We start from the raw sequence: 26,054 nt of genomic DNA, 5'->3' as shown, positions 1-26,054 counted from the left end.
GGAGCGGCCATTTCTGGCCGGTGGCATTGACCTGGGGAAACGCCCTAACGGCCGGTGCGGTAGGACTTCGCGAGGTGCTCCTGGAGCCGGGCGTGGCGGAACTGGTAGACGGCGCCCGACTGCCGCAGCACGCCCCGCCGGTAGGCGTCGTCGAGCAGCGTGCCGATCGCCCACGGCAGCTTGCCGGAGAGCGGGAGCCGGAGGCGGGTGAACAGCAGCCAGTGGCCCCACGCCGTGAAGGCGATGATGTACCCGGTGGCCGCGCTCAACCCGCCCGTCAGTCCCACCGTCAGGCCACCGGACGCGTACCAGTTGATGTCGAACGGCAGCGAACCGAGCAGGGCCTTCACGGCGCCGGTGACGGGGAAGCCGGCGAACGTGATGGTGAGGGCGAGGGCCAGCGCGAGGGTGGCGGCGAGGCGCAGCACGGTCGTGCGGTTGGCGGCGAGCAGATCGCCCGGGCTGGTGGCCGTGGTGAGGTTGGCCGGTGCCTCCAGCGCGGCCGCGAGCGCCAGCACCACACCGCAGGCCAGACCGAAGACGGCGGTGAACGTGAGGGCGTCGCCGACGATCGCCTGCACGAGGGTGTCGGCGTCGGAGGCGATCTGCAGATACGGTGCCAGCGCCCTCACGAGAAGATTGCCGAAGGTGTAGACAACGCCCGCGACGGCGCCGCCGAGCGCGCCGGCCGCGAACCGGGTGATGATCTTGCGCCGGAGCCCTGGTCGCAGGCTCGACCGGTCGAACAGCCGCACCCGGACCCGCGCCGGTTCGAGGACTCTGTCCTTGCGCACCACCATCAGCACGTACAGCAACGCGAACGGCAGGCCGATGACCAACCCGGTCAGCAGCCCGTCCACCAGCACGACGTCCCAGTACAAGGGTATGCCGAGGACGAGCCCCGCCACCGGGGTGAAGAACAGCCAGTGGATCAGCGCGGTGGCCAGGATGATCGTCCCCGTCGCCAGCAGGACACGCGAGGACCGGCTGACGGGGCCACCGATTCGCCACCATTCGAGGTCGCCCGTGCCCCGGCGGTCGAGGTCGTCGGCGAGGAAGCCGAGCCAGCGGCGCACGCGGCCGACGTCCCAGCTCTGGCCTTGGCCGTCGGGTGAGGCCGACTGTCCGCCGTAGACGGTGGGCACGAACGTGTCGAGCAGGTGGTCCTCGATGGCCTCCCGCGTGGGGAATCGCGTGGTGTCGAGCAGCTCGGCGGGGTCGCGGTCGCGCGAGTCGCTGTAGACGGTGCGAGCGAGCCCGACCATGAGCGGCGTCTTCAGCGCTGCCGCCAGGTTGGCCGACGCGCCGGACCCGCCGTCCTCGCGCAGCGCATTGATGACGGTGTCCCACGCGGTGCCGTTGCCGTCGCCGGTGGTCACGCGGCGGGCCGTGCGGGGCAGGTAGCCGGCGAGGTCGTCGGGCGTGAGGTCGGTCAGCTCCACCACGGCGGCCGAGGTCAGCACGTCCACCACCGTCACGGCTCGTTCGTACTCGTCGAAGCGGCTGGTCAGCAGCAGCGGCATCGACACGGAGTTGAGCGTTTCCAGGGCGGGACGGTGGAGACCCTCGGCGATCTCGTCGAACCCGTCGAGGACGGGCAGGATGCGCCCGGTGTCGACCAGGACGGCCGCGAGCGTCGCGCCGCCCGGCGCGGCGGCCGCGAGGCCGGGGTGGTCGCGCTGCAGCATCTCGACCAGCCACGTGCGCAACGGCGTCCTCGTCGGATCCCACGAGCCGATGTTGAAGATCACCGGCACCGCGGCGCCCGGTGTGCGCGCGGCGAGCGTGTCGAGCACGAACCGCAGGGTGAGCACGGTCTTGCCCGATCCAGCGCGTCCCAGCACCACCAGCCGTCGTGACGGCACGCGCCGGTAGGCGGCCGCGACGTCGCCCACCTCGCCCGCGAGGTCCAGCGGCCTGGCGGTGACGCCCGCCGGGACGCGGCAGATGTTGTCCCAGTGGTCGGCCAGCCCTTCGGGCGCCTGCCGCCACCGGACGGGCAGCGGGAAGGGGTCGTGCACGCGGCGAAGTTCCTCCTCGCGCCGCAGGCGGGCCGCGATGACCCTGGCCAGGTTGTCGGCGGCCTCCGAAACCTCAGGTGGCACCGCGGGCAGAGCGCTGGGGACGGGGTTGAGCGGAACCTGCTCCGGTGGCTTCGCTGTGGCGGCCGGCGCGGGTTCCGGTTCCGGTGGCTGCGGGTGCTTGCCGTCGGCGGCCGCCAGCAGACCGCGGCGCTCGTCCTGGGTGACGTCCAGCGCGTCGGCGAGCAACGTGACGGTGCCGATGCGCGGGTCGGTGCCGCTGCCGGTCTCGAGCCGGCGAATGGTCCGGACCCCTACCCCGGACCTCGCGGCCAACTCGTCCTGCGTCAGGCCGGCGCGCCGCCGTGCATCGCGGAGGAGGACGCCGAAACGGTCGGCCACGTCGGTGTTCCTTCATTCAGGCGGCGGGTCGCGATGATCTTAGTGAGAGGCGACCGGCCATGAATGGCAGGTGCTCGACCTGGTCTCTGACCAGCGAAAGCGGTGAGACTACGCTGATGTCAGCGAAGTTCCGCTACTGGTGTGGCGAGTGCGGCCACAAGACACCGTGGCTCGACGAGGGCGAGGGCGCCGAACGGCTCGCGGATCACTATCTCCGGCGGCATCCGGGTACCGAGCCGGGTGGCGACTTCGAGATCCGGGCCGGCGAGGGGCAGCGCAGCGGCTGTCTTGGCGGGGTGGCGCGGCTGTTCCTGCTTTTCCCCGGTTGACCGTGGGCCTCCGTGGGTCCTCGGCGAACCGGCGCGGGCTCGGGTTCCGGCGCCTGCTCGGTGGCGCGCAGCGCGGCCGGCCGCCCCTTCGGCTCGCACGGCTCGCTGGTGAGCAAAGCGCTGACGGGACCGAGCAGCGAGTAGGCGAGGAACAGCAGCGCCAGAGGAAGGGCAACGTGGTGACGCAAGGCGGCACATCCGAGATCGTCGCCGGGATCTGGCAGGCGGATCGCGCAGGACACCACCACCGTGATCACGATGGCGATCACCGAGGCGGTGTTGAAGAGCAGGATGATCGGGATCGCCCACAGCGCGCCGAACAACGTGACCGAAAGGTAGACCGGGCGACGCCGACGCCGATGCCGACGGCCGAGGCGACGCAGCGTGCGAAGATCGTCTGGCCGCTCGTCGCGAGTTCCTCGGACTCCAGCTAGGAGATCGGGTAGGCGACGGCGTAGCCCGCCGTCTCGGCGATCCGCAGCCCGAGGCCGCGCAGCGCGCCAGTCGTCGCGCAGCACCTGCACGATCGGCGCCTTCACGATGTCACCGCTTTCGCGGAGGCCCTCGAACACCGGCGGCTCGGGCACCTTCGCCCGCACGACGCAGGAAGGAGCTTGCAGCGCGGCGACGAGTTTCGCGGTCCCGGCGGGTCTGTGCACAGAGGAACCCGATCAGGAAGGAAACTGGGCATGCCGACGAGCGCAGGAACGATGACGCACCTCTACAGCGTCGTGCCGGTGAGCGACCGGGCCGCCGCACTCGGCTGGTTCGCGGCGTTCTTCGGGCGGCCCGCGGACGAGGTCGTGGGCGGCGAGGCACTCTGGCGGGTCAGCGACACCGCGTGGGTCGTCGTCGACGAGCATCCCGAGCGGGCGGGCAACGCGCTGCTCACCCTGGGCGTGGCGGGGCTCGACGCGATACTGGCTCGCCTTGTGGCCCACGGTGCCGGGCACGAGCCGGTGGAGACCTACGGCAACGGTGTGCGCCATGTCGTCGTGGTGGATCCGGACGGCAACCGGCTCTCGCTCGCCGAGGCGCCGTAGGCGAGGACGTCGTTCAGCGGCGGGGAGTCTTGGCCGGGAGCGAACGCGCGTAGCCGACCCCGAGGGCGACCCACCGTTCGAGCTGGTCCCGCGCGCGGACGGCCGAAGCGTCGACGTGGAGCCAGCCCCGCAGCTCGCGTCCGCGCATCACCATCGGCTGTACGCCGGCCTCACCGGTCAGCACGCCGGTGTCCTCCGGGTCCACACGCACCATCAGCCCGCCCTGCCCGCTGGCCGCGACCGCCATGTTGCCGTCCACCAGGAACGCCAGGCCGCCGAACATCCTCCGCTCGGTCAGGTGCTGCTCCCGGGCGACCAGTTCGCGGACGCGGTCGGCGAGTTCGTGGTCGTAGGCCATCCCGGGAGTATCCCGCGCGGGAGTGCCGGGGCGCCACGGCGCGCGCCGACGGATCGGTAGCGTGCCGGTATGGGTGCTGCCGGGCGGGTCCGCCGGTGGGCGGTGCGCGGGCTCGCGCTGCTGCTCGGCTGCCTGCTGGCGTTTGCCTTCCCGGCGCCGGCTCTGTGGTGGCTGGGCTGGGCCGGTCTCGCCCCGCTGCTGATGTTGTTCGCGCGCGCGGGGTCGTACCGGGAGGCGGGCTGGCGAAGCTCGCTGGCGTCGGTGGGGTTCTTCCTCACGTTCTTTCACTGGGTGCTGCCGCACGTGGGGCCGCTGGCGCTGGCGATGGCGATCGTCGCCGGTGTGCTGTGGGTGCCGTTCGGCCTGCTGACGTTCCGGCTGTTGCGGGAGCCATCCCCGGCGCGGGTCGCGCTGGCGGGCATCGTGCTGCCCTCGGTGTGGGTGAGCGTCGAGGCGGTGCGGTCCTGGCAGCACCTCGGGGGTCCATGGGGGCTCCTGGGACTGACCCAGTGGCAGGTGCGGCCGGTGCTCGCGCTGGCGGCGCTCGGGGGAGTGTGGTTGCTCAGCGCCGTGCTGGTGGCCGCCAACGTCGGGTTCGCCGCCGCTGCCCTTCCCGGGGCGAGCCGCGCGGTGCGGCTCGCGGGCGCGAGCCTCGTCGTCGTGGTCGCCGGACTCGTCCTCGGCCACGGGCTGCTGAGGCCGGACGCGGCGGTGACCGGCACGATCCGGGTGGCCGGGGTGCAGGCCGGCGTCGTCCACGATGCCGAGCAGCGGTTCGCCAGGCACGTGGACCTGACCCGCACCGTGAGGGGCCACGGGCAGGACTTGGTGGTGTGGGGGCAGAGCAGCATGCCGTTCGATCCGGCACAGCGGCCCGACGCCGTGAGCCGGTTGCGGCAGACGGCGGAGTCCGTGGGCAGCGACGTGCTGGTGAACGTCGACGCGCGGGGTACGGACGGCCGGATCAGGAAGACGACCCAGCAGTACGGCGCCGGGGGACTGGTCGGCACGTACGAGAAGCGGCGGCTGGTGCCGTTCGGCGAGTACGTGCCGATGCGGTCGCTCCTCGGCGGTCTGCTCCAGGACACCGGGATCGCCGACGAGGACCGGGCTCCGGGGGTCGAGCCGTCGATCCTGCGGGCCGGAGGGGTGCGGCTGGGCCCGCTCATCTCCTACGAGTCGATCTTCCCGGACCTGCGCCGGGAACTCGTGCGACACGGCGCCGACGTGACGGTGGTGCAGGGCTCGCTGACGTCGTTCCACGGAACCTGGGCGCACCCGGTGCAGGCGAGTGCCGAGGCGGTCCGGGCCGTGGAGTCCGGCCGATCCGCCGTGCTGGTGGAGCTGGACGGCACGTCGGCGGCCTTCGACGCGCAGGGCAGGCGGCTGGCGTGGATGCCGCCCGACGAGCGGGGGATCTTCGTGGTCGACGTTCCGATCCACGAGGGAAGCACGCTCTATGTCCGGTGGGGCGACTGGGTTCCCGCCACGGCGTACGTGATCACCGCGGTGACGCTCGTGTTTCTCGGCTCGCGCGTGTTGCTCCGTCGCTGACGACGGCGGCGTGGAAGTCGTCCCCGGGGTCCGGGGTTGCCGGTACGGTCGGGGACGGGGGATCCGTGGCGAGGAGTGAAGTGCGGTCTGACGACGTGGCCCCGCACCGTCCGCTCGTGTCTCTCGACGAGCGGACCGCTCCTCGCGCTGGCGCGGTGTCGCTAGTGGACGGTGCGTTTCGATGCGGTGGCTTCGATTCCGGACAGTAGGAGTTCCAGTCCGAACGCGAAGTAGGCCTCCTTGTCCTCGCATTCGGTCAGCGGTCCCGCCGCCTCGACCAGCCGGGGATAGGTCTTGCCCGGCAGCGACTCCAGGAAGGTCCGGGCGTGCCGGGGATCCGCGAGCCGGCCGGTGGCTCCGGGCACCCCGCTGACGAGGTTGGTGACCGTGCTCAGCGCGTGACGGACGATCTGGGTCGCCTCCGCGGGGGAGAAACCGCCGCGCCCCAGGATGTCGAGCGCGGTCTCGATGGTGCGCAGGCTGCTCTCGGAGGTGACGTTGCGGGTGGCGAGCAGGGGCGCGGTCGCTGGGTGCGCGCGCAGCACGGTGACGATCGACTCCAGCAGCGTGCTCAGCTGCCGTGGCCACGGGGCGGACGCTTCCACGCCGGGAAGGTCGATCTCGTCGTAGAGCAGTTCGACGATGCCGTCCAGGAGCTCGTCCTTGTTGCGGAAGTGCCAGTAGAGGGCCATGGGCGTCACACCAAGGTCCTTCGCGAGCCTGCGGATCGTCACCGCATCGAGCCCTTCGGCGTCAGCGAGCGCGACCGCGGCCCCGGCCACGGCGCGGCGGCTGAGGGGCGTGCGCTCGTCGTCGGCCGGGCTTCGGCGTTCCGATTGTGTCATCGCTTGACAATATACAGCGTACAAGGGCACTGTACGATGTACATGTACAACGTACAGGAAGAGGTGGCCGATGAACCTGAAGCAGTGGCTCTACCGTGGCGGCAGGCCGAACGGGGTGGCGCGCGTCCTCGATCGGGGAACGGCCGCGGTCTACGCCCGCGGCGTCGCCCCTGACTACCTCGTCACCCTGGAGGTGCCGGGGCGGCGGTCCGGCCGGACCGTCAGCGTGCCGCTGGTGATGGTGGTCGTCGACGGCGAGCGCCACCTCGTGTCGATGCTGGGGGAGCGGGCGAACTGGGTGCGCAACGCGCGCGCTGCGGGCGGTGAGGTCACCATCCGGCACGGCCGCCGCGAGAAGGTGTGCCTGCGGGAGGTGCCGCCGGAGCGCCGCGCCGCGATACTCCGCGAATACCTTCGGCGGGCGCCCAACGCCAGGGCACACGTGCCCGTTGACAAGGACGCGCCGCTGGCCGAGTTCGAGCGGGTCGCGCCGGACCTGCCGGTGTTCCGGGTCGGGCCGCGGGCTACTCGGGGGCCGGGCCCAGCGTGACGTCGTCGGGCGGGCCGTCGAACCCGTTGGCCCAGTATCGGCCGCGCAGCGACAGGGTGAGGAGCATCTGCGTGATCTCCTCGGCCGTCATCGTGGGCTCGTCCTGCTCGAGCCACCACTGCAGGATCGCCACCTGCTCGCCGACCCATGCGCGGGCGAGCAGCTCTGGCTGGATCCGCATCGTCACACCGAGGTTGGCGGCGCGCTCGGCGAAGATCCGCGCCGCGCTGGCGGTGCGGATGTCGATGAAGGTCCGCAGGGCGGTGCCGTGTCCCTCGCCGCGCAGGATGACGCGGTACGCGTCGCGTTCCTCCCGAGCGTGCCGGAACAGCTCGAGGGCGGGCTTGCCGGTGAAGCCCCTGGACGACTCAGGGGCCAGCGGCACAAGCCGGGCCTGCAGCTCCGCGTGCACGTCGCTGACGATCTGGTTCAGCAGCGCCTGCTTGTCGCTGTAGTACTTGTAGAACGTGGCCCTGCTGATGTCGGCGTGCTCGGTGATGTCCTCGACGGTGACGTTGTCGAAACCGTTTTGGAGAACCAGCTCCACCATCGCGTTTCTCAACAGGCGCTTGGTTCGCCTGGTCCGGCGGTCCTCGGCCATCTGCCCTCCAGGTCGGCGGAGTCTCCAGGTGACGAACTTTACAACTCGCTACACCATGCAGGTTATTGGACATCACGTTCGCGGTGCTCAGTGGAGCAGGGCCTTGGCGATACCGTTCTTCTGGATCTCCGAGGAGCCGGTGAGGATGCGGAACATCCGCAGGCGGCGGAACAGCCACTCGATCTCCGATCCCTTCACCATCCCGGCCTTGCCGTGGATCTGCATCGCCGTGTCGGCGATGGTGAACGCGTTCTCGGTCACGAAGAGCTTGCACATGAACGCCTCGGTCCGGGGCCGCCTGCCCTCGTCGAGCGCGGTCAGCGCGGCGTAGGTCATCGACCGGGCCGCGTAGAACGCGGTGGCCATGTCGGCGATCTTGTGCTGAATGGACTGGAGGTCGGCCAGGGTCCCGCCGAAGACGGCGCGGTTCTTCGCGTGGGCGATGGTGAGCTCGAGAACGCGGCGGGCGTGGCCGAGGACGGTCGGGCAGTGCAGCAGCCGGTTGGTGGTGACCCGCCCCAGCCCGATCCTGAGGCCGTCGCCGATCTCGCCGAGCAGCTGTCCCGGGCCGACGTAGCAGTCGTCGAGCACGATGTCTGACTCGATGTGCTGGCCCGAGAGCGGAACCTCGCCCGGCAGCACGGTGCAGCCGGGGGAGTCGAGGTCGACGAGGAACGCCGAGTAGGTCTCCTCGGTGCCGGCCATGCGTGCGACGAGGATCGAGAAGTCCGCGAACGGGCCCGCCGAGCTGAACACCTTCCGCCCGGTGATCCGCCAGCCGTCACCGTCCGGCGTCGCGGTGGTGCGCATCGCGCGCACGTCCGAGCCGGCGTCGGTCTCGGTGAGCGAGAAGCAGCACGCGCGGTCGCCTTCGACGACCGGCACCAGGTACCGGCCGAGCTGTTCGGGGGTGGCATAGGCGAAGATCGCCCCGGCGCGAAGCGGGCCGCCCATGTCGCCGAGCACGCTGTGGTAGAGCGTGCGCCCCGACGCCCCGACCTCCTCCTTCAACGCGGCGAGCTCGGTGTGGCTGAGCCCTCGGCCGCCGTGTTCCGGAGGCAGGTGGATCCCGTAGAAGCCGAGTTCCCGGCTGCGTTTCCACACCGGCTGGAGCACGGAGCGGTCGTAGGCCGTCTCGGGTCCGAGGTCGTGGGCGCGTTCGTAGTCGGCGAGCTCGCCCTGGAGGTAGTCGCGCAGCTTGTCCACGACGGGCTTGATGTTCGGGAGCTCGTCGTAGCCGGGCATGAGGTCGAAGATCATCGTGGTCTCCTGTCAGTTCACGGCCCGGTCGGCACCGGCCCAGTACGGCGCACGCACCGCGCGGCGGTCGATCTTGCCGTTGCGGTTGACGGGCAGGGCGCCCACGACGTCGACGGTCCGCGGCTTCTTGAAGCGGTCGAGTCGTTCGGCGCAGAACGCGATCAGCTCCGCCGGATCGATCTCCGCGCCGGATTTCGGGACCACGACGGCCTTGACCGCCTCGCCCCACTTCTCGTCGGGCACGCCCACCACGCACGCCTCGGCGACGGACGGGTGCTCGTAGATCGCGGCCTCGACCTCGCTGCAGTAGATGTTGAAGCCGCCGGAGATGATCATGTCCTTCTTGCGGTCGACGATGAACAGGTAACCGTCCTCGCGGAGGTAGCCGATGTCGCCGGTGAGCACCCAGCCGTCCCGGAACGTCTGCGCGGACAGCTCGGGTTCGTTCCAGTACGCGCTGACGCAGTCCGGGCCGCGCACCACGAGCTCGCCCATGGCTCCCGCGGGAACCGGCTCGAACCGCTCGTCCACCACCCGGACCTCGGTGTCGAACAGCGCGCGCCCGCAGGAGAGCAGGAGCTCGGGATCGCTCTCGATGCCGCGCACGATGTCGTCGCTGGTGAGCACCGTGACCCCGCTCGTGGTCTCCGCCTGTCCGTAGCCCTGCATCACGATGGGCCCGAACAGCTCGACCGCCTCGCGCAGCCGCCGAGGGGACACCGGTGCGCCGCCGATCCGGACGGCTTTGAGCGAGGAGAGATCCGAGGTGTCGCGACCGGGATGGCCGAGCACCATGTTGAGCATCGTCGGCACCAGGAACGTCGAGGTGATCTTCTCCTTGGCGATGACGTCGAGGAAGTCCTGCGGGGTGAACGACGGCAGCACGACGATGGTGGTGCCCCGGCTCAGTGCGGCGAGCACGCCCATGCCGGAGGCGTGGGTGATCGGGCCCGCGACGAGGTACGAGTCGTCCGGGGACGCGGCCACGTCGGGATCCATCAGCCGCTTGCGCACGTTGGCCAGCCGGTTTCCGGTGGTCTGCACCGCGGCCTTGAGCTTGCCGGTGGAGCCGGAGGTGAAGTGCAGGACGCAGGGGGCCTCGAGGTCCACGTCGATCGCGATGGGCTCGTCGGCGCCCTCGGCGAGCAGGTCCGCGTAGGTCTCGGCTCCCGGCTGGTCGCCGTCGAACACGACGAGGGGGATGTCCCGGCCGCTCCCGCGGATCGCCTCCCGGCCGGTGTGAGCGTGGGCGACGTCGGTGAGCAGCATCCGCACGTCGGCGTCGACGAGGATGTGGCGGGCCTCCTCACGCCCGAGACGGTGGTTGACGGGTACGCGCAGCAGCCCGCCCTTGTACAGCGCGACCTCCACCTCCACGAGCTCGGCGCGGTTGGACGCGAACGTCGCCACCGCGGCGCCGCTGCCGATGCCCCGGCTCGCCAGTGCCGATGCGAGCCGGTTCGAGCGACGGTCGAGATCGGCGTAGGTCCACCGCTGTTCGCCGCAGACGAGCGCGTCGCGGTCAGACCAGTACGACGCGCTGCGCGCGACGAGCCGCCCGAGGTTGGTCAGCATGTTGTCCCCATCCAGCAGAACTAATCACCAAGACTGAATACGTTCACTGTGAACGTTTATATACACATTGTCTACCAGTTCGAATGCGCGATGTCCAAAGGTTGACAGCACGTTTACTTATATACAAGATGTCGCAGACCAGTGGCCGTCAGTCAGAGAGGACTGCGCATGGCATCGAGAAAGGGCAGGAGCCTGCTCGCCGTGCTGGCGATCGTGACTCTCGCCGGATGCGGGACCGCGGCGGGCGAGGGCCCGGACGCGCCGGGCAGCCAGATCCGCTACATCGTCCCGTTCAGCTCCGGCGGCGGCACCGACACCGCCGCGCGGGAGACCGCCCGCACGCTCACCGGCACCGGGATCGCCCGCGGAGACGTCTACGTCGAGAACCTCCCGGGGGCGGGCGGTCTGCTCGGCATCCAGACGCTGGCCCGGCAAGGCGACGACAACACGCTGATGCAGTGGGTGGACGTCCTCGCGCCGCTCTACCGGGAGGGCGCGCCGGTGGGGCTCGACGACCTGCGGCCCGTGGCACAGCTGGCCACCAGCCCGATGGTCGTGGTCACCGGCGCCGACTCCCGGCTGCGGACATTTCAGGACCTTCTCGACGGCATGGCTGCCGGCGAGGTCACCTTCGGCCTGTCGAGCACCCTGCAGTCCAAGGAGCCGTCCAAGTGGAAGGAGGTCGCCGAGGCGCGCGGCATCGATCCTGCGGGGCTGAACTTCGTGCCGAGCGAAGGGGTCGCGCAGGTCATCCCCGACGTGGTCAGCGAGCGGATCGACGTCGCGCTGGTGGTGCCGACCCTCGCTCGCAGCTACCTCAACAAGCGTGAGCTGCGCGCCCTAGGTATCACGGCGGACGAACGGCTCCAGTCCCTGCCGGATGTGCCGACACTGCGGGAACAGGGAGTGTCCACTTCGTACTACCGCGCGCAGGGCGTGATCATGTCTGCCAAGGCGTCCGACGACGCGGTCGCCTACTGGGCGGAGGCGTTGCGTGCGGTCAGCCGCAGCGAGGAATGGGCGGAGTACGCGGAGAAGAACGGCCTGCTCGTCCAGTACAAGGGGCCGGAGGAGTACGCGGAGTGGCTGCGCACCGAGGGCGCCACGTTCGGCCGCTACCTGAGGGAGCGTGACTGACGTGGCCGAGCGCACCCGTCGCGGACGCGTCTCCGCCTTCCCCGTGCTCGCCTGCCTCTGGATCGGCACGGTCGTGTGGCAGGCCGTCGAACTCGCGCTGCGGCACACCGACGACAGCGCCGACCTCGGCCCCGCGTTCCTGCCGCTCGCGCTGGGCGTGGTCGTGCTCGTGCTGCTGGTCGCCGACCTCGTCCGGCAGGTCCGGACAGAGCGCGCGGAACCGGCCGAACCGTCGGACGCGCTGGGCACTGGCCGGCGGCTGCGCCGGTGGTTCGAGCCCCCGCCGCGAAGGTTCGTCGCGCTGGCGGTGGTCGCGGCTGCGCTCGGTCCGTGGATAGGCCTCGCCGCGGCCATGGTCGTGCTGATCCTCGGCTGCCTGCGCTACGTCGAGCAACGCACCTGGAGCCGGGCGGTGCTGACCACCGTCGTGCTCGTCGCCGCCCTGTACGTGGTCTTCGTTGTGCTGCTGCAAGTGCGCATCGAACTCCTGCCCGCCTACTGACGCGCACGCGCGCCCTCACGAAAAGGATGTGCCGCGGTGGAAACCTTGACCCTGCTCAGCGGCGGGCTGACCGCCATCCTCTCCGACCCCGCGACCCTCGCCTGGTGCGCACTCGGCGTCACGATCGGAACCGTGGTCGGAGCACTGCCGGGAATCGGCACGGTGACGACCATGGCGGTGCTACTGCCGCTGACGTTCGGACTGTCCCCGGTGAGCGCGCTGGTGCTGCTCGTCGCCATCTACCTGGGCGGAATGTTCGGCGGACGGATCAGCTCGATCCTGCTCAACATCCCCGGTGACGCGTCGAGCGTCGTCTCGACGTTCGACGGCTACCCGCTCGCCAGGCAGGGCCGCGTCGGCTACGCGCTGACGCTGAGCGCCGTGGCGTCGTTCGTCGGCGGCCTGATCGGGTTCGCCGGCCTGGCCCTGCTCGCCGCGGTGCTCGCGAAGGCCGCGATCCTGTTCGGACCCGCGGAGTACTTTCTGCTCGTCTGCCTCGTGCTGCTGCTGACCTCCGGCATCTCGAACGCCACACGCTCGAAGGCGATCGCCGCCGTGAGCCTCGGCGTCATCATCTCGACGGTGGGCCTCGACCGCATCACCGGCGACGAACGGTTCACGTGGGGCATCGTCGACCTCTGGGACGGTGCCGACCTCGTCGTGGTCGCGATCGGCATCTTCGGGCTGTCCGAGGTGATCGTCCGCGTCCGTGACGGCGGCCGGATCGACTCCAGCGGCAAGCTGCCGCTGCGCTCGCTCTTCCCGCCGGTCCCCACCGTCACCCGGTACGCGCCGAGCATGGCACGCGGTGGCCTGATCGGCTTCCTCATCGGGATCTTCCCCGGCGCGGGCGCGTCGATGGCGACGTTCATCGCCTATGCCGCCGAGAAGACTCTCGGCAAGGACCGCGAGACCTTCGGCAAGGGCAATCCGCGCGGGCTCGCCGCGCCGGAGGCGGCCGACAACGCCTCGGTGGGCGGGGCACTGATCCCCACCCTGTCGCTCGGCATCCCCGGCTCGGCGAGCGGCGCGATGATCCTCGGCGGCCTGGTGATGGTCGGCCTCCAGCCGGGGCCAGAGCTGTTCACCAAGTCCGCCGACATCGTGTGGGCGGTGATCGCCGCGGTACTGGTGGCCAACGTGCTGCTGCTCGTCCTCAACACGGTGCTCGTGCCGTTCTTCGCCACAGCGCTGCGGGTGATCTCGCCGTATCTCACCGTGTTCATCGTGAGCCTGTGCTTCGTGGGCGTCTACTCCCTGCGCGGCAACTTCTTCGACGTCCTGCTGATGGTCGCGTTCGGACTGATCGGCTACCTCATGCGGCGCTCGGGATACCCGCTGACCAGCCTGCTGCTCGGGGTGGTGCTCGGCCCGATGCTGGAGGACAACCTCCGCAGGGCCCTGCTCCTCTCGCGGGGCGACTGGTCGGTCTTCTGGTCCAGCCCGGTGACGGTGATCCTGCTGACCACCATCGTCGTGGCCGTCGCGGCACTGCTGGCCCACGCCGTGTGGCGGCGCGCCCGGTCCCGCGCCGGCCGCGCCTCGGTGATGGGCTGACGGCCCGCGTTGTTATCGCCGTCGGAGGACCGATGACCCGTCCGTCCGGCGAAGCGCCTCTTCCGCTGGGAAGCGGGTCTGACCGGTTCGGCGTCCCGATGCAAAACTCCGTCCCGCTACGGCCTTGTTCGGGCCGACGCGGGGGAGGAGCGTTGGTCCATCGGCGACGTCAACGGGACGCCGCCCCGGACGGGCAGGAGGTGCATCGTGCACGCACGGTCCACGACGATCTGGGCGAGGACGGCGTCGATCGACGACGGGGTGGCGCACGTCCGCGACGAGGTGATGCCCACGGCACTGGAGATGGACGGCTGTGTCGGCCTGTCGATGCTCGTCAACCGCGAGGACGGCCGCTGCATCGTCACGACGGCCTGGGAAACGGCGGAGGCCATGCAGGCCAGCGCCGAGGCGGCCGGCGCGCTGCGGGAGAGGGCGCGGGATCTGCTTGGCGGCGACATGACGATCGACGAATGGGAGATCGCGGTGCTACACCGTGATCACCGGGTGGCGGAGGGCGCCTGCGCGCGGGCGACGTGGCTGCGCGTCGAGCCCGGCCAGATCGACCGGATGATCAGTGTCTTCACCGACACCGTCCTGCCCTCGCTCGAGTCGTTCGAGGGGTTCTGCAGCGCGAGCCTCATGATCGACAGGACCTCCGGACGGTGCGTGGGCTCGGTCGCCTACGACAGTGTCGAGGCGATGCGGCGTAGCCGCGAGCGCGCCGACGAGGTCAGGGCGGGCGCGATCCGCGAGTCGGGCGCCGAACGCCTCGACGTCGCCGAGTTCGAGCTGGCCATCGCGCACCTGCGGGTGCCCGAACTGGCGTGAGGCCCCGGGGCCGGGTGGACGCCGCCCGGCCCCGGCCTCGTTGTCATGACGGCCAGTGGCCCGGCGGCGTCGACAGCACCACCGTGCTCGACGGCCGACCATTGGCGCGAGCCGGTCGACCAGGCCCTCGAAGGCTGTCATGGTCAACCGTCAACGGTTGTTGTCGACGGTTGACCGAGGGCCGTGGAACGGCACCTCGCCGCCATCGCCGACGACTTCGCCTGCGCCCCCGACGCGGCCACCGCCGGCGGCGCGCTCACCGCGAAGGCCGACCTGTTCGTGCGGCTGGCGTTCGGGACCACCTGTGTGGTGACGTGGCACCGTGACGGGATCACTGGTGCTCGGCGTCGACGTAGGCACGTCCAGCACGAAGGGCGTGCTCGTCGAGCGGGCGAGCGGGACGGTGCTGCGCACGGCGGTGCGGGCGCACGAGGTGTCGCGGCCGCGGCCAGGGCATGTCGAGATGGACCCGCGCGTGTGGTGGACGGAGTTCCGGGAGATCGCCGGCGAGCTGCTCTCCGCGGCCGAGGGCCGGGTCGAGGCGGTCGGCGTCAGCGGCATGGGCCCGTGCGTCGTGCTGACCGGTGACGGTCCGGCCGGCGCGGAGGAGCCGTTGCGCCCGGCTATCCTCTACGGCGTCGACACGCGCGCCACCGAGCAGATCGCGCGGCTGAGCGACGAGCTCGGCGCGGAAGCCGTGCTGGACCGGTGCGGGTCGTCGCTGTCGACGCAGGCCGTGGGTCCGAAGCTGGCGTGGGTGGCCGAGCACGAGCCCGCCGTCGCGGGCCGGGCCCGGCGGCTCTACATGCCGAGCTCGTGGCTCGCCTCGCGGCTCACTGGCGAGTACGTGCTCGATCACCACTCGGCGAGCCAGTCGGTGCCGCTCTACGACTCCCGGGCCCTGGAGTGGTACGAACCCTGGGCGCGGCACATCGCGCCGCGGCTGGAGCTGCCGCCGCTGCGCTGGCCGGGCGAGCTCGCGGGCGCGGTCACGGCGCGGGCGGCCGAGCAGACCGGGCTGCCCGAGGGACTACCGGTGATCACGGGCACGGTCGACGCGTGGTCGGAGGCGGTCAGCGTGGGCGCGCAGCGCCCCGGCGACCTGATGATCATGTACGGCACGACGATGTTTCTCGTCGCCACCACCGGCGAGCGGCTGACGGTGCCGAACCTGTGGGGCACCCTCGGCGCCTACCCGGGTACTCGCAGCCTGGCCGGCGGCATGGCCACCTCGGGGGCGGTCACCGAATGGCTGCGCGGCATCGCCGGTGCGCCGGAGCACGGGGAGCTGCTGGCCGAGGCGCGGCGGTCCGGCCCTGGCGCGCGCGGACTGCTGATGCTGCCGTACCTCGCGGGGGAGCGGACACCGATCGCCGACCCGGACGCCCGCGGCGTCATCGCCGGGCTGACGCTGGAGCACACGCGCGGCGACCTGCACCGCGCGGCTTTGGAGGCGACGGCGCACGGGGTTCGGCACAACATCGCGGCGCTGCGCGACGCGGGTGCCGACCTGCGCCGGATCGTCGCCGTTGGCGGGGGCACGCAGGGCGGGCTGTGGACCCAGATCGTCAGCGACATCACCGGCATGGAGCAGGAGATCCCGTCGGTGACGCTGGGCGCGAGCTACGGTGCGGCCCTGCTCGCCGCGCAGGCGATCGGGGAGGCCGACGCGGCGCGGTGGAACCCGGTCCGCGAGCTCCGCGCGCCCGACCCGGCACTACGGGAACGGTACGACCGGCTGCACCGGCTCTACCTCGACCTCTACCCGGCGACCAGACCGGTGGTCCATGAGCTGGCCGCCTGGCAGCGCGGGCTGGGTCGACCGCAGTGAAGGCCACCATGCCTGCGTTCAACGCAGTGAAGGTGGCCTTCACTGCAGTTCGGCACCGGCAGCGGCAGCGGGTGCGGTCAGCCCTGCTCTTCGGGCGTGGTGCGCCCACGCACGAACAGCGCGGCGACCAGGGCCAGCAGCCCGACGCAGCCGGCGGCGAGGAACGCCGTGCGCAGGCCGTCGGCGTCGGGGCTGCCGGAGCCGGCGGCGCTGCCGATCGCCGCGACGGTGACGAAGACGGCCGTGCCGAAGGCCCCGGCGACCTGCTGCAGCGTCGAGAGGATGGCGCTGCCGTGGGAGTAGAGGTGGTCGGGCAGCACCCCGAGCGACTCGGTCATGAGCGGCGTCATCATCAGCCCGAGTCCCGCCATGAACAGTACGTGGAACGCGATGGCCGCCGCGAGGGGAGAGCCCGGCCCGAGAGTGGTGAACAACCAGAGCGAGCCCGCCATGGCCACCGTGCCGGGCAACACGAGAGGCCGCGCTCCGAACCTGTCGAACAGCGCCCCGACGGGACGGCCGAGCAGGCCGAGGACGAGGCCGCCGGGCAGCACCGCCAGCCCGCTGACGAACGTGGTCGTGTTCAGCACCGTCTGCAGGTAAAGCGGCAGCAGGATCGCCGCGACGCCCAGCAGGCACATGAACAGCAGAGCGGTGAGGATCAGCGCGACCACGAAGGTGCGGTGGGTGAACGGGCGCAGGTCTAGCAGTGCCCGGTCGGAGCGCTGGAGCCGGGTCTGGCGCCACACGAAGGCCGCGAGCGCGGCGAGCCCGACCACGATCGGCGCCCACGGCGGCACCGGATGCTCACCACCGCCGGACTCACCGATCGAAGACAAGCCGTAGAGCACGCCTCCGAACCCCATGGCGGACAGCAGCACCGAGAGCACGTCGAGCGGCACGGACCTGGTCTCGCTGTCCAGTCGCAGCCAGATCGCGCCGAGCACGAGCGCGGCCACCGACAGCGGGAGCACGATCCCGAACATCCAGCGCCAGCCCATCGACGACAGCACCGCGCCGCCGATGGTCGGTCCGAGCGCGGGGGCCACGGCGATGACGATGGTGATCGTGCCCATCGTCGCTCCCCGGCGTTGCGGCGGCACCAGGCGCATCACCGTGGTCATCAGCAGGGGAAGCATCACCGCGGTGCCGCACGCCTGCACGACCCGGCCGGCCAGCAGCACACCGAAGCCGGGCGCCAGGCCACTCACGAGCGTGCCGACGCTGAACAGCGTCAGTGAGGCGAGGAAGACCTGCCGGGGCGTGAACCGTTCGAGCAGGAACCCCGTGGTGGGGATGACCACCGCCATGGTGAGCAGGAACCCGCTCGTCAGCCATTGGACCGTGGTGGTGGAGACGCCGAGATCGACCGTCAGATCCCGCAGCGCGACGCTCAGAATCGTCTCGTTGAGGATCATCACGAAGGCCGAGACCACCAGCACGCCGATCAGCAGGGTGGCGCGTGGCGCGGCGGGCCGGTGGCCGGACGCCGCTGCCGTGGTGGGGGCAGTGTCGATCAAGGAAGCACCTCGGGAGGAAGGAGAACAGTCGATGAGCCGCGACGTCGGAGGCCCTCGTCCAGGGTGTCACAGCCGCCCCGGATGGCAAATGATTTTCGCCTTTCGCGCTGTCACCGGATCGGGCCGGCCCGGCGAGACCGCGCACGGTGCCCGCGTCGCGTGCCACTGGGCTACTTGACCGGGTCGGATATGGTCTACCGGAGCCGTGACGTGCGGCTTCGGTAGCCGCGAACCCCGCCGGGGCTGGGAGCCAAGTGAGATGACCGATCACCAGGAACCCGTGGCCTTGCCCGGCCTGGCCGCCGGGCTGCTCAGGGAGGCACGGGAGCACCCGTCGCGCCGCGCCGCGCGGACGGTCGCCTCCCGCACGTCGCAGCGGGCCACCGTCATCGCGCTGGCCGAGGGCGCCGACCTCGGCAAACACGACGCGCCTTCGGCCGCGACCCTGCAGGTGCTGTCCGGCCGTGCCCGGCTGGAGACCGCCGACCGCACGTGGGAACTCGACACCGGCGACCTGCTGCCGATCCCGCCGGAGCGGCACGGGCTGCACGCGATCACCGACACCGTCGTGCTGCTGACCGTCGCCCTGCGCTGATCCCGGCGCTCAGCCGAAGGCCAGCTCCACCTCCGCCGTGAGAGCCGGAACGGTGAGCACCGCATCGAACGCGTCGGCCACCGCGGTCGGCATCTGCGCGCTCTGCGCGCGGATGCTGGACAGCTCCGCTGTCGGATCGTCGCGCATCGGGCGCAGGTCGCACAGCGAGATGTCGCCGCCGAGACCCGCCGCGGAGAGCTCGTGCTCGACGCTGCCGGGCGGGGGCGGGTCCAGGACGGTGTCGGTGACGGTGAACCCGACCGGCTGCCCGGCGTCGGGGTACATCTCCGGGACCGACCCGGTGGTGTGGGTGAAGGCCACCGCGCGGTAGTCCGCACCGAGCTCCCGCGCGAGGTAGTAGCCCATCGGGTACGCCAGCGGCCCCTCGAACTCGACCGGGGTCTTCTGGATGTGGTTGTTGTGCGCCATCAGCACGACCCTGGCGTCGGGGCCGAGCCGCTCGAGGTGCCAGTGCAGCGAGTCGGCCATGAGCCGGTCGCGGACGGAAGAGTCCATGGGCAGACCGTCGCCGGCGAACAGCAAGGCGTGGATGGTCGCGAACATGTAGTCGGCGTGGATCGCGATCGCGAGCTGCTGCCGGGCCAGGTCGTAGCTCGCGCGGTCGCCGCGCTGGAGGTAGAGCGGTTCGAGTGCCCGCATCCGCACGGCAAGGCGGGAGAGCGCCGAGGTGAGCGCGGTCTGGTCGGCCGAGGGCAGCTCGGCCCAGCGAGCGGCGGCGGACGCGATCGAGTCGGCCTCCACGCGGGTGCCGATCTCCAGCGCGGTGCGGGCCAGCTCCACGTGCGCGGGGTCGACCGTGTCGAGATAGCGCAGCAGCGGCTCGAGGACGGGCCGCAGGGTGCCGCCCGCGACCGGGGTGTCCACTCCGATCAGGTGCACCGGGTGGTCGCTGGTGGTGTTGTGCCGGCGCAGCCAGCGGGCCATCGTGCCGTTGAGGCCGGAGCTGGTGGTGCCGATCATGCCGGTCAGGTCGCCGTCGGTGCCGTGGCCGTGCAGCCAGGTGTCGAGGGCGGGTGCCTCGGCGAAGCCGAACTCGAAGGCCAGCACCGTGAAGCCGCACCGCTCGGCCAGGTAGCGCAGAAAGCGCCTACGCGCGGCGCCGTACTCGGCGACGAAGTGGGCGCCCTCGCCGAGTGCGACCACGCGCGCACCCGCGGAGAGGTCCGCGAGTAGCTCCAACTCGTCGTCGGCGGCGGTGTCCAGTGAGGACAGGATCCGGGAATGGGCGCGCAGCGACCGTGCGGCCGGGGACAAGGACATGCGAGAGCTCCCCCTGATCGTGACTCCGGGCAACCGCGGCACAAAACGCGCGCGAGGTGTGGGCCTTGCGACTCTATCGGCGCCATGGCACGGGGGAGTGAGCTACGAAGGTTCCAGGACGGCGCCGACCGCTCGTAAGGAGGCATCATGGCCGCTCCTACAATCGCGACCCTGCACGATCGAGTACGCGGTCCGGTGATCACCGCCGACGACGAGGGGTACGACGAGGCCCGCAGAGTTCACAACGCGATGATCGACCGGCGCCCTCGGGCGATCGTGCGGGCCGCCAACGTCGGCGACGTGATGGCGGCGGTGGACTTCGCCCGCGAGAACTCGCTCGACCTGTCCGTCCGAGGTGGCGGGCACAGCGTCCCCGGCTTCGGCACGTGTGACGACGGCGTGGTGCTGGACCTGTCCGGCATGCACAGCGTGTGGGTCGATCCCGCCACACGCACCGCCCGTGCCGAGGGCGGCGCCACGTGGGGTGACCTCAACGCCGCGACCAACGCCTTCGGCCTCGCGACGACGGGGGGCATCATCTCCACCACCGGCGTGGGCGGGCTGACGCTCGGCGGCGGGATCGGCTACCTCGACCGCGGGTTCGGGCTGTCCTGCGACAACCTGCTGTCGGCGGGCGTCGTCACCGCGGACGGCACCTTCCGCGTGGCCAACGCCGACGAGAACGCGGATCTGTACTGGGCGCTGCGGGGCGGCAGCGGCAACTTCGGCGTGGTCGTCTCGTTCGAGTTCCGGCTGCACCCGGTGGCCGACATCTACGGCGGACCGATGTTCTTCGAGCTCGACGCGGCAGGGGACCTGCTGCGGACGTACCGCGAGTACATCTCGACCGCGCCTGAGCAGCTCGGCGGCTTCCCGGCGTTCCAGATCGCGCCGCCGCTGCCGTTCATCCCCGAGGAGCGGCACGGCGAGCCGTTCGCCGCGTTCGTGGCGTGCTGGACCGGCCCGATGGACGAGGCCGAGCGCGCGTTGGCGCCGATCCGTGACGTCGCGCCGATCGTGGCCGAGCACGTCGGCCCGATGCCCTACCCGGCACTCAACAGCGCGTTCGATGCGCTGGTGCCGCCGGGGCTGCAGCACTACTGGAAGGCCAACTTCGTCACCGAGCTCACCGACGAGGCGATCGCGGCGCACCTCGAGCACGGACCGAAGGTGCCTGTCGTCAACTCCACGATGCACATCTACCCGATCAACGGCGCCTGCCACCGGGTCGCGTCCGACGAGACCGCTTTCGCCTACCGCGACGCCAACTTCGCGACCGTGATCGCCGGCATGTGGCCTGACCCGGCGGACAACGAGGCGAACATCCGGTGGGTGCGGGACTACTACGAGGCCACGGCGCCGCACTCGGAGGATGGCGGGTACATCAACTTCATGGCGGACGACGACCAGGACCGCATCCGCGCCAACTACCGGGGCAACTACGACCGGCTGGTGAGCGTCAAGCGCCGCTACGACCCGGACAACCTGTTCCACCTGAACCAGAACATCCGGCCCTGACTAACGGCCGGTTCGGACGGGCCACGCCCGAACCGGCCGGCCGGTCAGCCGAGGTCGGCGAGCTTGCGTTGCAGCACAGCGCGCTCGCGTTCGTTGCCGCACCGGCGCACGGCGAGCTCCAGCTCGGCGCGCGCCTCGTCCGCGCGGCCCAGCCGAGTCAGCAGCTCGCCGCGCACGGTCGGCAGGAGGTGCGAGCCGGCCAGCCCTCCGGAGGCCGCCAGCTCGTCCACGATCGACAGCGCGGTGGCCGGGCCACTGGCCATGGAGACGGCCACCGCTCGGTTGAGGTCCACCACCGGTGACGGCGCAAGCCGGCCAAGTGCCTCGTAGAGCAGCACGACGCGGTCCCAGTCGGTCTCCTCGACCGACGGGGCCACGGCGTGGCATTCGGCGATCGCGGCCTGCAGGCCGTAGGCGCCGAGGCCCCGGCCCGCCCGTTCCGCGCGGGCCAGCGCCGCCCGGCCGCGGGCGATCGCGCTCCGGTCCCAGCGGCGGCGGTCCTGGTGCTCCAGCAGCACCGGCTCCCCGTCCGGCCCGGTGCGGGCGGGAAAGCGGGCCGCGGTGAGCTCCAGCAGCGCCAGCAGGCTGTGCACCTCCGGCTCGTCCGGCACGAGCCGGGTCAGCACGCGGGCGAGGCGCTGCGCCTCGCCCGCGAGGTCGAACCTGATCAGGTCGTCACCGGAGCTGGCCGAGGAGCCCTCGGTGAAGATCAGGTAGATCACGCTCAGCACGGAGCCGAGCCGTTCGGCCCGTTCGTTCGCTGGCGGGACCGCGAACGGCACCTTCGCCGCGCCGAGCGTCTTCTTCGCCCTCGTGATCCTGGCCTGCACCGTGGCGGTCGGGACGAGGAACGCCCTGGCGATCTCGTCGCTCGTCAGACCGCCGACCACCCGCAGGGTGAGCGCCACCCGTGCCTCCCGCGAGAGCACGGGATGGCACGAGACGAAGATCAGCGCGAGCACGTCGTCGTCGATCTGGTCCGGGTCCCACGGCATGTCGCCGCCGCCGTCGGGTGCGCGGCCGGAGGCGGCGCCGCCCTCGCCCAGCCCATGGGCGAGAGCGGCGTACCTCTCATCGAGCGCGGACCGCCTGCGGAACGCGTCGATCGCTCGGCGCCTGCCGACGGTGAGCAGCCACCCCGCGGGGTTGCGGGGCACGCCCTCGCGCGGCCAGGTCACGAGCGCCTCGGCCAGCGCTTCCTGGGCGAGATCCTCGGCCAGCGCGAAGTCGCCGGTGTAGCGCGCGAGCGCCCCGACGATCCGCGCGGACTCGATCCGCCAGACGGCGGCGACGGCCTCCCGGCCACCCATGTCAGAGCTGACCCGTGGACTCACGCCACGCCCGCTCCTTCTTGATCCACTCGTTGTCCTGCGGGAACTCGTCGATCGTGGTGACCCGCCGGATCTCGGTCTTGAAGCCGGGGCCCGTTGCGGGCAACCTCTTGGCCCACTCGATGGCCTCCTCCTTCGACGCCACGTTGAGGATGTAGAACCCGCCGAACAGCTCCTTGGTCTCGCCGTACGGGCCGTCGGTCACCACGGGCGGCTCGGAGGAGTGGTCCACGACCACGCCCTCCGCCGCGTCGTCGAGCCCCTCGGCGGCCAGCAGCACCCCGGCGCGGATCAGCTCGTCGTTGAACTTACCGATGGTCTCGACCATCTCGGTGAAGTCGGCGTTCTGCATCTGCGCGAGGCCCTCGTCGGTGGCTCGCATGATCAGCATGTACTTCATGGTTCGTCGTCTCCTCGGATCGGTGGGCCTGTTTCGGACCCTTTCATGCCACAGGTCGAACGGGGGCGCGCGCGGATCGACACGGTCTCGGAGTTTTCTGTGGAAAGTCGAAATAGTTGAACTTTCATCTATATCGGCGTACCGTCGACACCAGCCGGTCAGTCGTACAACGAGGAGAGCGCACCATGACGATCGCGGCCGTCCGCCTCAACCACGCGGTGCTGTTCGTCAGCGACCTGGAGCGCGCCGTGACGTTCTGGACCCGGGCCTTCGACATGGAGGTGGTGACCAGGGAGCCGAGAGCGGACGCGGCCTTCCTGCGCCTGCGCCGGTCGGGCAACCACCACGACCTCGGCCTGTTCGGGCTCGGTGCCGCCGCGCCCGCGCGACCCCGTGGCTCCGTGGGGCTGTACCACCTGGCCTGGCAGGTCGACACCATCGAGGAACTCGAGCAGGCGAGGATGACCCTCGCGAACCTCGACGCCTACACGGGCGAGTCGAGTCACGGGGCCACGAAGAGCATCTACGGCGCCGATCCCGACGGCAACGAGTTCGAGGTGATGTGGATGCTCCCGAGGTCGGAGTGGGGCGCCTACGAGAACTCGGCCCCGGTGGACCGGCTGGACCTCGCCGCGGAGGTGCGCCGGTGGGGCGGTGTGCCCACGTCCGGCCGGATCGTGACCGAAGAGGACGGCCGGTGAGCGCGGGCGCGTTCCCCGAGCCGGTCGTGGTGACGGCGGGTAGCACGGATCCCCGAGCCCCGCTGGTGGTGCTGTTGCACGGCCGTGGCGCCGACGAGCACAGCATCCTCGGCCTCGCGCGTGCGTTGCCGCCCGGTCCGGCGTACGCCGCGGTCCGCGCGCCGATCGCCGAGGGCGGCGGGTTCGCGTGGTTCGCCAACCGGGGCATCGGCCGCCCGGTCGCCGAATCCCTGCGCGCGACCATGGACTGGTTCCGGACGTGGCTCGACGCCGTCGCCACCGACGGCCGCCCCGTGGTGCTGATCGGGTTCAGCGGCGGGGCCGCCTTCGCTGGCGGGCTGATCCTGGTCGACCCCGAGCGCTTCACCGGTGCCGCCGTGCTCTACGGCACGCTGCCGTTTGATGCCGGCGTGCCGACCGGTCCCGGCCGGCTGGCCGGGCTGCCGGTGTTCGTCGCGCAGGGCACCGAGGACACGGTGGTCCCGCGTGAGCTGCTCGACCGCACGTGGACCTATCTCGACGGCGAGTCCGGGGCGCTCTGCACCGCCCGCCGCGACGCGGTGGGGCACGACGTCGGCCCGGCCGCGCTCGAACACCTCGCGGAGTGGCTGAGCGAACGGGTCGCACTGCCCGCAGCGGACTGACGCCGCGAGCGCACGACTCGCGATCCGGAGCGCGGGACTCGCGGTCGGGAGTGCGCGATTCGCGGTCGGGAGTGCGGGACTCGCGGTCGGGAGTGCGGGACTCGCGGCTGCGGCGCCTGCTCGCCGCGGGCGGGGGCGAAGCGGCGGCAGATTCCTCCCATGGTGCGACCCTGGTCGGATGCGCGATGACGGCGTGCACGCGATGCTGATCGACAGCTGACTCTGCACAGTGGGAGGTTGACGAGAACGGTGAGCGCGAGCACCTCTTCCATCCGCACGGCGGCTCCGTGGCACCTGTGGGTCGTCGGTGTGGTGCTCCTGTTGCTGTACGCCATCGGCGCGTACGACTACGTGCTGACCCAGGCTCAGGACACCGCGTACTTCGAGTCGCAGGGGTACGGACCGCAGCAGGTCGACTACTTCACGGACTATCCCGTCGTGCCGCTGGTGTTCTGGACCGTGAACATCGTGGCCGGTTTGGCTGCCGCCGTCCTGTTGCTACTGCGCTCGCGGTGGTCGCTCGCCGCCGTCGCGACCGCCGCGGTGGCGCAGCTGTGCCTCCAGGCCATCACGTTCGGGTTCATGGACCGATGGAGCGTGCTGGGCCCGCGCCTGTCGCTCCAGGACCTCGGCGTCCTCCTGCTGACCTTCCTCGTGTGGGCCTACTGTCACCGGATGCGACGGCGGAACGTGCTCACCTAGGGCGTGTCTCCTAAAGATCTGCGGTGTGAGCTGGGATTGTTGATCGCATGTCACGGTTTGCGGTGCTTACTGACGCTCAATGGGCTCGGATTGAGCCGCTGATGCCGTCCTCGGATGGCCAGCGAGGCAGGCCGTTTAGGGATCACCGGCAGGTGGTCGAGGGGATCGTCTACCGATTCCGGACCGGGATCGCGTGGCGGGACCTGCCTGAGTCGTTCGGACCGTGGCAGACGCTGTGGAAGCGGCACAAGCGGTTCTCGACCGATGGGACCTGGGATAAGATCCACGCTCGGCTGGTCGCTGAGGCTGACGCCGCCGGCGGGGTGGACTGGACGGTGTCGGTCGACTCCACCATCAACCGCGCCCACCAGCACGCGGTCACCCTGCGACGGGTCGAACATCCCGCAGGTCGGCGGCCCACAGGGGGCTGAGCCGAACTACAAGGATCTACGCGCCGAGCCGCTTGATCATGCGCTGGGACGCTCGCGGGGCGGGATGTCGACCAAGATCCACCAGCTCGTCGACGGCCGCGGCCGCCCGCTGGTCATCGCACTCACACCCGGCCAGGCCGGTGACTCCCCCATGCTCGCGCCGCTGCTGTCCCACCTGGCCGTCAAACGGCTCGGTCCAGGTCGGCCGCGCACTCGCCCCGAGGCCTTGATCGGCGACAAGGCCTACTCATCCCGAGCGATTCGAGCCAGACTGCGAGCCCGGGGCATCAAGACCGTGATCCCACAGCCCGCAGACCAGATTGCTCACCGCAGACGGCGTGGCGCCGCCGGAGGCCGCCCACCCGAGTTCGACGCCCTGACCTACAAGCGGCGCAACGTGATCGAACGGTCCTTCAACGACCACAAGCAATGGCGCGGCATCGCCACTCGCTACGACAAGCTCGCCGCCGTCTACCGAGGAGGCATCGTCCTCCGCGCGATCACCCTATGGCTTCGGCAATAAGGAGACACGACCTAG

At 71.0% G+C, this 26,054-nt stretch carries 26 protein-coding genes; 16 read left to right on the top strand and 10 right to left on the bottom strand.

All coding sequences use genetic code 11. The features are described from left to right. Positions 1–44: 44 nt before the first annotated feature. Positions 45–2,423, bottom strand: coding sequence for a helix-turn-helix transcriptional regulator (locus DI005_RS28760; protein WP_113644225.1), 2,379 nt, complete (start codon positions 2,421–2,423; stop codon positions 45–47). Positions 2,424–2,539: 116 nt separating this feature from the next. On the opposite strand from DI005_RS28760, the gene DI005_RS28755 reads away from it, so the two are divergent. The 3 genes from DI005_RS28755 (at position 2,540) to DI005_RS28745 (ending at position 3,795) form a co-directional block, all read left to right on the top strand. Next, positions 2,540–2,752 (top strand): hypothetical protein, encoded by a 213-nt coding sequence (locus DI005_RS28755; RefSeq protein WP_113644224.1) that lies wholly within the window; start codon positions 2,540–2,542, stop codon positions 2,750–2,752. Positions 2,753–2,928: 176 nt separating this feature from the next. Further along, positions 2,929–3,186 carry a hypothetical protein gene (locus DI005_RS38350; RefSeq protein ID WP_158559918.1) on the top strand — a complete coding sequence of 86 codons (258 nt, stop codon included), beginning with the start codon at positions 2,929–2,931 and terminating at the stop codon, positions 3,184–3,186. 255 nt (positions 3,187–3,441) lie between these two features. After that, positions 3,442–3,795 (top strand): VOC family protein, encoded by a 354-nt coding sequence (locus DI005_RS28745; protein ID WP_233520351.1) that lies wholly within the window; start codon positions 3,442–3,444, stop codon positions 3,793–3,795. A 13-nt stretch (positions 3,796–3,808) separates the two neighbouring features. Here the strand turns inward: DI005_RS28745 and DI005_RS28740 are convergent, their stop codons facing one another. Then, positions 3,809–4,153: a TfoX/Sxy family protein gene (locus tag DI005_RS28740; protein ID WP_112270051.1), complete on the bottom strand. Its 345-nt coding sequence runs from the start codon at positions 4,151–4,153 to the stop codon at positions 3,809–3,811. 69 nt (positions 4,154–4,222) lie between these two features. On the opposite strand from DI005_RS28740, the gene lnt reads away from it, so the two are divergent. Further along, on the top strand, positions 4,223–5,707 hold the full coding sequence (gene lnt / locus DI005_RS28735; protein WP_113644222.1) for an apolipoprotein N-acyltransferase: 1,485 nt from the start codon (positions 4,223–4,225) through the stop codon (positions 5,705–5,707). 161 nt (positions 5,708–5,868) lie between these two features. Here the strand turns inward: lnt and DI005_RS28730 are convergent, their stop codons facing one another. Continuing rightward, entirely contained in the window at positions 5,869–6,552 is a 684-nt protein-coding gene (locus DI005_RS28730) for a TetR/AcrR family transcriptional regulator C-terminal domain-containing protein (RefSeq protein ID WP_113644221.1), read from the bottom strand. Between the two features lie 70 nt (positions 6,553–6,622). Here DI005_RS28730 and DI005_RS28725 point away from each other — a divergent pair, with 70 nt between their 5' ends. Beyond that, on the top strand, positions 6,623–7,102 hold the full coding sequence (locus DI005_RS28725; protein ID WP_112270057.1) for a nitroreductase/quinone reductase family protein: 480 nt from the start codon (positions 6,623–6,625) through the stop codon (positions 7,100–7,102). On the opposite strand, the gene DI005_RS28720 is transcribed toward DI005_RS28725, so the two are convergent. The 3 genes from DI005_RS28720 to DI005_RS28710 form a co-directional block, all read right to left on the bottom strand. Further along, entirely contained in the window at positions 7,077–7,652 is a 576-nt protein-coding gene (locus DI005_RS28720; protein WP_233520350.1) for a TetR/AcrR family transcriptional regulator, read from the bottom strand. The two genes, DI005_RS28725 and DI005_RS28720, sit on opposite strands and share 26 nt — an antisense overlap. A gap of 138 nt (positions 7,653–7,790) precedes the next feature. After that, on the bottom strand, positions 7,791–8,963 hold the full coding sequence (locus DI005_RS28715) for an acyl-CoA dehydrogenase family protein (RefSeq protein ID WP_113644220.1): 1,173 nt from the start codon (positions 8,961–8,963) through the stop codon (positions 7,791–7,793). 12 nt (positions 8,964–8,975) lie between these two features. Then, a complete protein-coding gene (locus DI005_RS28710) occupies positions 8,976–10,538 on the bottom strand; it encodes a long-chain fatty acid--CoA ligase (RefSeq protein WP_113644219.1) in 1,563 nt (520 codons plus the stop codon). A gap of 168 nt (positions 10,539–10,706) precedes the next feature. Here DI005_RS28710 and DI005_RS28705 point away from each other — a divergent pair, with 168 nt between their 5' ends. The 5 genes from DI005_RS28705 (at position 10,707) to DI005_RS28685 (ending at position 16,393) form a co-directional block, all read left to right on the top strand. Further along, complete coding sequence (locus tag DI005_RS28705) at positions 10,707–11,675, top strand: tripartite tricarboxylate transporter substrate binding protein (protein ID WP_113644218.1); 969 nt, start codon at positions 10,707–10,709, stop codon at positions 11,673–11,675. Then, positions 11,668–12,177: a tripartite tricarboxylate transporter TctB family protein gene (locus tag DI005_RS28700; RefSeq protein ID WP_112270067.1), complete on the top strand. Its 510-nt coding sequence runs from the start codon at positions 11,668–11,670 to the stop codon at positions 12,175–12,177. The genes DI005_RS28705 and DI005_RS28700 overlap by 8 nt, the downstream gene beginning before the upstream one ends. A gap of 36 nt (positions 12,178–12,213) precedes the next feature. Then, the gene (locus DI005_RS28695; protein ID WP_113644217.1) at positions 12,214–13,734 is read left to right on the top strand and encodes a tripartite tricarboxylate transporter permease; all 1,521 of its coding nucleotides are present in this window, start codon (positions 12,214–12,216) and stop codon (positions 13,732–13,734) included. A gap of 207 nt (positions 13,735–13,941) precedes the next feature. Then, positions 13,942–14,562 (top strand): antibiotic biosynthesis monooxygenase, encoded by a 621-nt coding sequence (locus DI005_RS28690; protein ID WP_113644216.1) that lies wholly within the window; start codon positions 13,942–13,944, stop codon positions 14,560–14,562. Positions 14,563–14,884: 322 nt separating this feature from the next. Continuing rightward, the gene (locus DI005_RS28685; protein WP_112270073.1) at positions 14,885–16,393 is read left to right on the top strand and encodes an FGGY-family carbohydrate kinase; all 1,509 of its coding nucleotides are present in this window, start codon (positions 14,885–14,887) and stop codon (positions 16,391–16,393) included. Positions 16,394–16,470: 77 nt separating this feature from the next. On the opposite strand, the gene DI005_RS28680 is transcribed toward DI005_RS28685, so the two are convergent. Continuing rightward, positions 16,471–17,913 carry an MDR family MFS transporter gene (locus tag DI005_RS28680; RefSeq protein WP_112270075.1) on the bottom strand — a complete coding sequence of 481 codons (1,443 nt, stop codon included), beginning with the start codon at positions 17,911–17,913 and terminating at the stop codon, positions 16,471–16,473. 259 nt (positions 17,914–18,172) lie between these two features. On the opposite strand from DI005_RS28680, the gene DI005_RS28675 reads away from it, so the two are divergent. Further along, positions 18,173–18,508 (top strand): cupin domain-containing protein, encoded by a 336-nt coding sequence (locus DI005_RS28675; RefSeq protein ID WP_113644215.1) that lies wholly within the window; start codon positions 18,173–18,175, stop codon positions 18,506–18,508. Positions 18,509–18,517: 9 nt separating this feature from the next. Here the strand turns inward: DI005_RS28675 and DI005_RS28670 are convergent, their stop codons facing one another. Beyond that, entirely contained in the window at positions 18,518–19,789 is a 1,272-nt protein-coding gene (locus DI005_RS28670; protein ID WP_113644214.1) for an erythromycin esterase family protein, read from the bottom strand. Between the two features lie 147 nt (positions 19,790–19,936). Between DI005_RS28670 and DI005_RS28665 the strand changes: the two genes are divergently transcribed. Beyond that, positions 19,937–21,307 (top strand): FAD-binding oxidoreductase, encoded by a 1,371-nt coding sequence (locus DI005_RS28665; RefSeq protein ID WP_112270081.1) that lies wholly within the window; start codon positions 19,937–19,939, stop codon positions 21,305–21,307. A gap of 44 nt (positions 21,308–21,351) precedes the next feature. Here DI005_RS28665 and DI005_RS28660 read toward each other — a convergent pair whose 3' ends face one another. Beyond that, positions 21,352–22,617, bottom strand: coding sequence for an RNA polymerase sigma factor (locus DI005_RS28660; RefSeq protein ID WP_113644213.1), 1,266 nt, complete (start codon positions 22,615–22,617; stop codon positions 21,352–21,354). 1 nt (position 22,618) lies between these two features. Continuing rightward, positions 22,619–23,038 (bottom strand): YciI family protein, encoded by a 420-nt coding sequence (locus DI005_RS28655; protein ID WP_112270084.1) that lies wholly within the window; start codon positions 23,036–23,038, stop codon positions 22,619–22,621. A gap of 185 nt (positions 23,039–23,223) precedes the next feature. Between DI005_RS28655 and DI005_RS28650 the strand changes: the two genes are divergently transcribed. The 4 genes from DI005_RS28650 to DI005_RS28635 all read left to right on the top strand — a co-directional run bounded on the left by DI005_RS28650 (position 23,224) and on the right by DI005_RS28635 (position 26,039). Further along, the gene (locus tag DI005_RS28650) at positions 23,224–23,739 is read left to right on the top strand and encodes a VOC family protein (RefSeq protein ID WP_113644212.1); all 516 of its coding nucleotides are present in this window, start codon (positions 23,224–23,226) and stop codon (positions 23,737–23,739) included. Continuing rightward, positions 23,736–24,383: an alpha/beta hydrolase gene (locus DI005_RS28645; RefSeq protein ID WP_113644211.1), complete on the top strand. Its 648-nt coding sequence runs from the start codon at positions 23,736–23,738 to the stop codon at positions 24,381–24,383. The genes DI005_RS28650 and DI005_RS28645 overlap by 4 nt, the downstream gene beginning before the upstream one ends. 249 nt (positions 24,384–24,632) lie before the next feature. Next, on the top strand, positions 24,633–25,085 hold the full coding sequence (locus DI005_RS28640) for a hypothetical protein (protein WP_112270090.1): 453 nt from the start codon (positions 24,633–24,635) through the stop codon (positions 25,083–25,085). A gap of 47 nt (positions 25,086–25,132) precedes the next feature. Next, positions 25,133–26,039, top strand: a protein-coding gene (locus DI005_RS28635) for an IS5 family transposase (protein ID WP_369973583.1) whose coding sequence is annotated in 2 segments (ribosomal slippage) — positions 25,133–25,503 and positions 25,502–26,039 — 909 coding nt in all. Because the reading frame shifts where the segments join, the coding sequence is not laid out codon by codon here. Positions 26,040–26,054: the final 15 nt, after the last annotated feature.

The organism is Prauserella sp. PE36, from assembly GCF_003311655.1.
GTDB classification, from domain to species: Bacteria; Actinomycetota; Actinomycetes; order Mycobacteriales; family Pseudonocardiaceae; genus Prauserella_A; species Prauserella_A endophytica.
This window is presented reverse-complemented; position numbering and strand designations above follow the sequence as displayed.

Excerpts from the sequence above, each read along its gene's own strand:
- DI005_RS28755 (WP_113644224.1), top strand. The coding sequence starts at position 2,540 with ATGTCAGCGAAGTTCCGCTACTGGTGTGGCGAGTGCGGCCACAAGACA.
- DI005_RS28745 (WP_233520351.1), top strand. The coding sequence starts at position 3,442 with ATGCCGACGAGCGCAGGAACGATGACGCACCTCTACAGCGTCGTGCCG.
- DI005_RS28740 (WP_112270051.1), bottom strand. The coding sequence starts at position 4,153 with ATGGCCTACGACCACGAACTCGCCGACCGCGTCCGCGAACTGGTCGCC.
- lnt (WP_113644222.1), top strand. The coding sequence starts at position 4,223 with ATGGGTGCTGCCGGGCGGGTCCGCCGGTGGGCGGTGCGCGGGCTCGCG.
- DI005_RS28730 (WP_113644221.1), bottom strand. The coding sequence starts at position 6,552 with ATGACACAATCGGAACGCCGAAGCCCGGCCGACGACGAGCGCACGCCC.
- DI005_RS28725 (WP_112270057.1), top strand. The coding sequence starts at position 6,623 with ATGAACCTGAAGCAGTGGCTCTACCGTGGCGGCAGGCCGAACGGGGTG.
- DI005_RS28720 (WP_233520350.1), bottom strand. The coding sequence starts at position 7,652 with ATGGTGGAGCTGGTTCTCCAAAACGGTTTCGACAACGTCACCGTCGAG.
- DI005_RS28715 (WP_113644220.1), bottom strand. The coding sequence starts at position 8,963 with ATGATCTTCGACCTCATGCCCGGCTACGACGAGCTCCCGAACATCAAG.
- DI005_RS28710 (WP_113644219.1), bottom strand. The coding sequence starts at position 10,538 with ATGCTGACCAACCTCGGGCGGCTCGTCGCGCGCAGCGCGTCGTACTGG.
- DI005_RS28705 (WP_113644218.1), top strand. The coding sequence starts at position 10,707 with ATGGCATCGAGAAAGGGCAGGAGCCTGCTCGCCGTGCTGGCGATCGTG.
- DI005_RS28675 (WP_113644215.1), top strand. The coding sequence starts at position 18,173 with ATGACCGATCACCAGGAACCCGTGGCCTTGCCCGGCCTGGCCGCCGGG.
- DI005_RS28670 (WP_113644214.1), bottom strand. The coding sequence starts at position 19,789 with ATGTCCTTGTCCCCGGCCGCACGGTCGCTGCGCGCCCATTCCCGGATC.
- DI005_RS28665 (WP_112270081.1), top strand. The coding sequence starts at position 19,937 with ATGGCCGCTCCTACAATCGCGACCCTGCACGATCGAGTACGCGGTCCG.
- DI005_RS28660 (WP_113644213.1), bottom strand. The coding sequence starts at position 22,617 with ATGGGTGGCCGGGAGGCCGTCGCCGCCGTCTGGCGGATCGAGTCCGCG.
- DI005_RS28655 (WP_112270084.1), bottom strand. The coding sequence starts at position 23,038 with ATGAAGTACATGCTGATCATGCGAGCCACCGACGAGGGCCTCGCGCAG.
- DI005_RS28650 (WP_113644212.1), top strand. The coding sequence starts at position 23,224 with ATGACGATCGCGGCCGTCCGCCTCAACCACGCGGTGCTGTTCGTCAGC.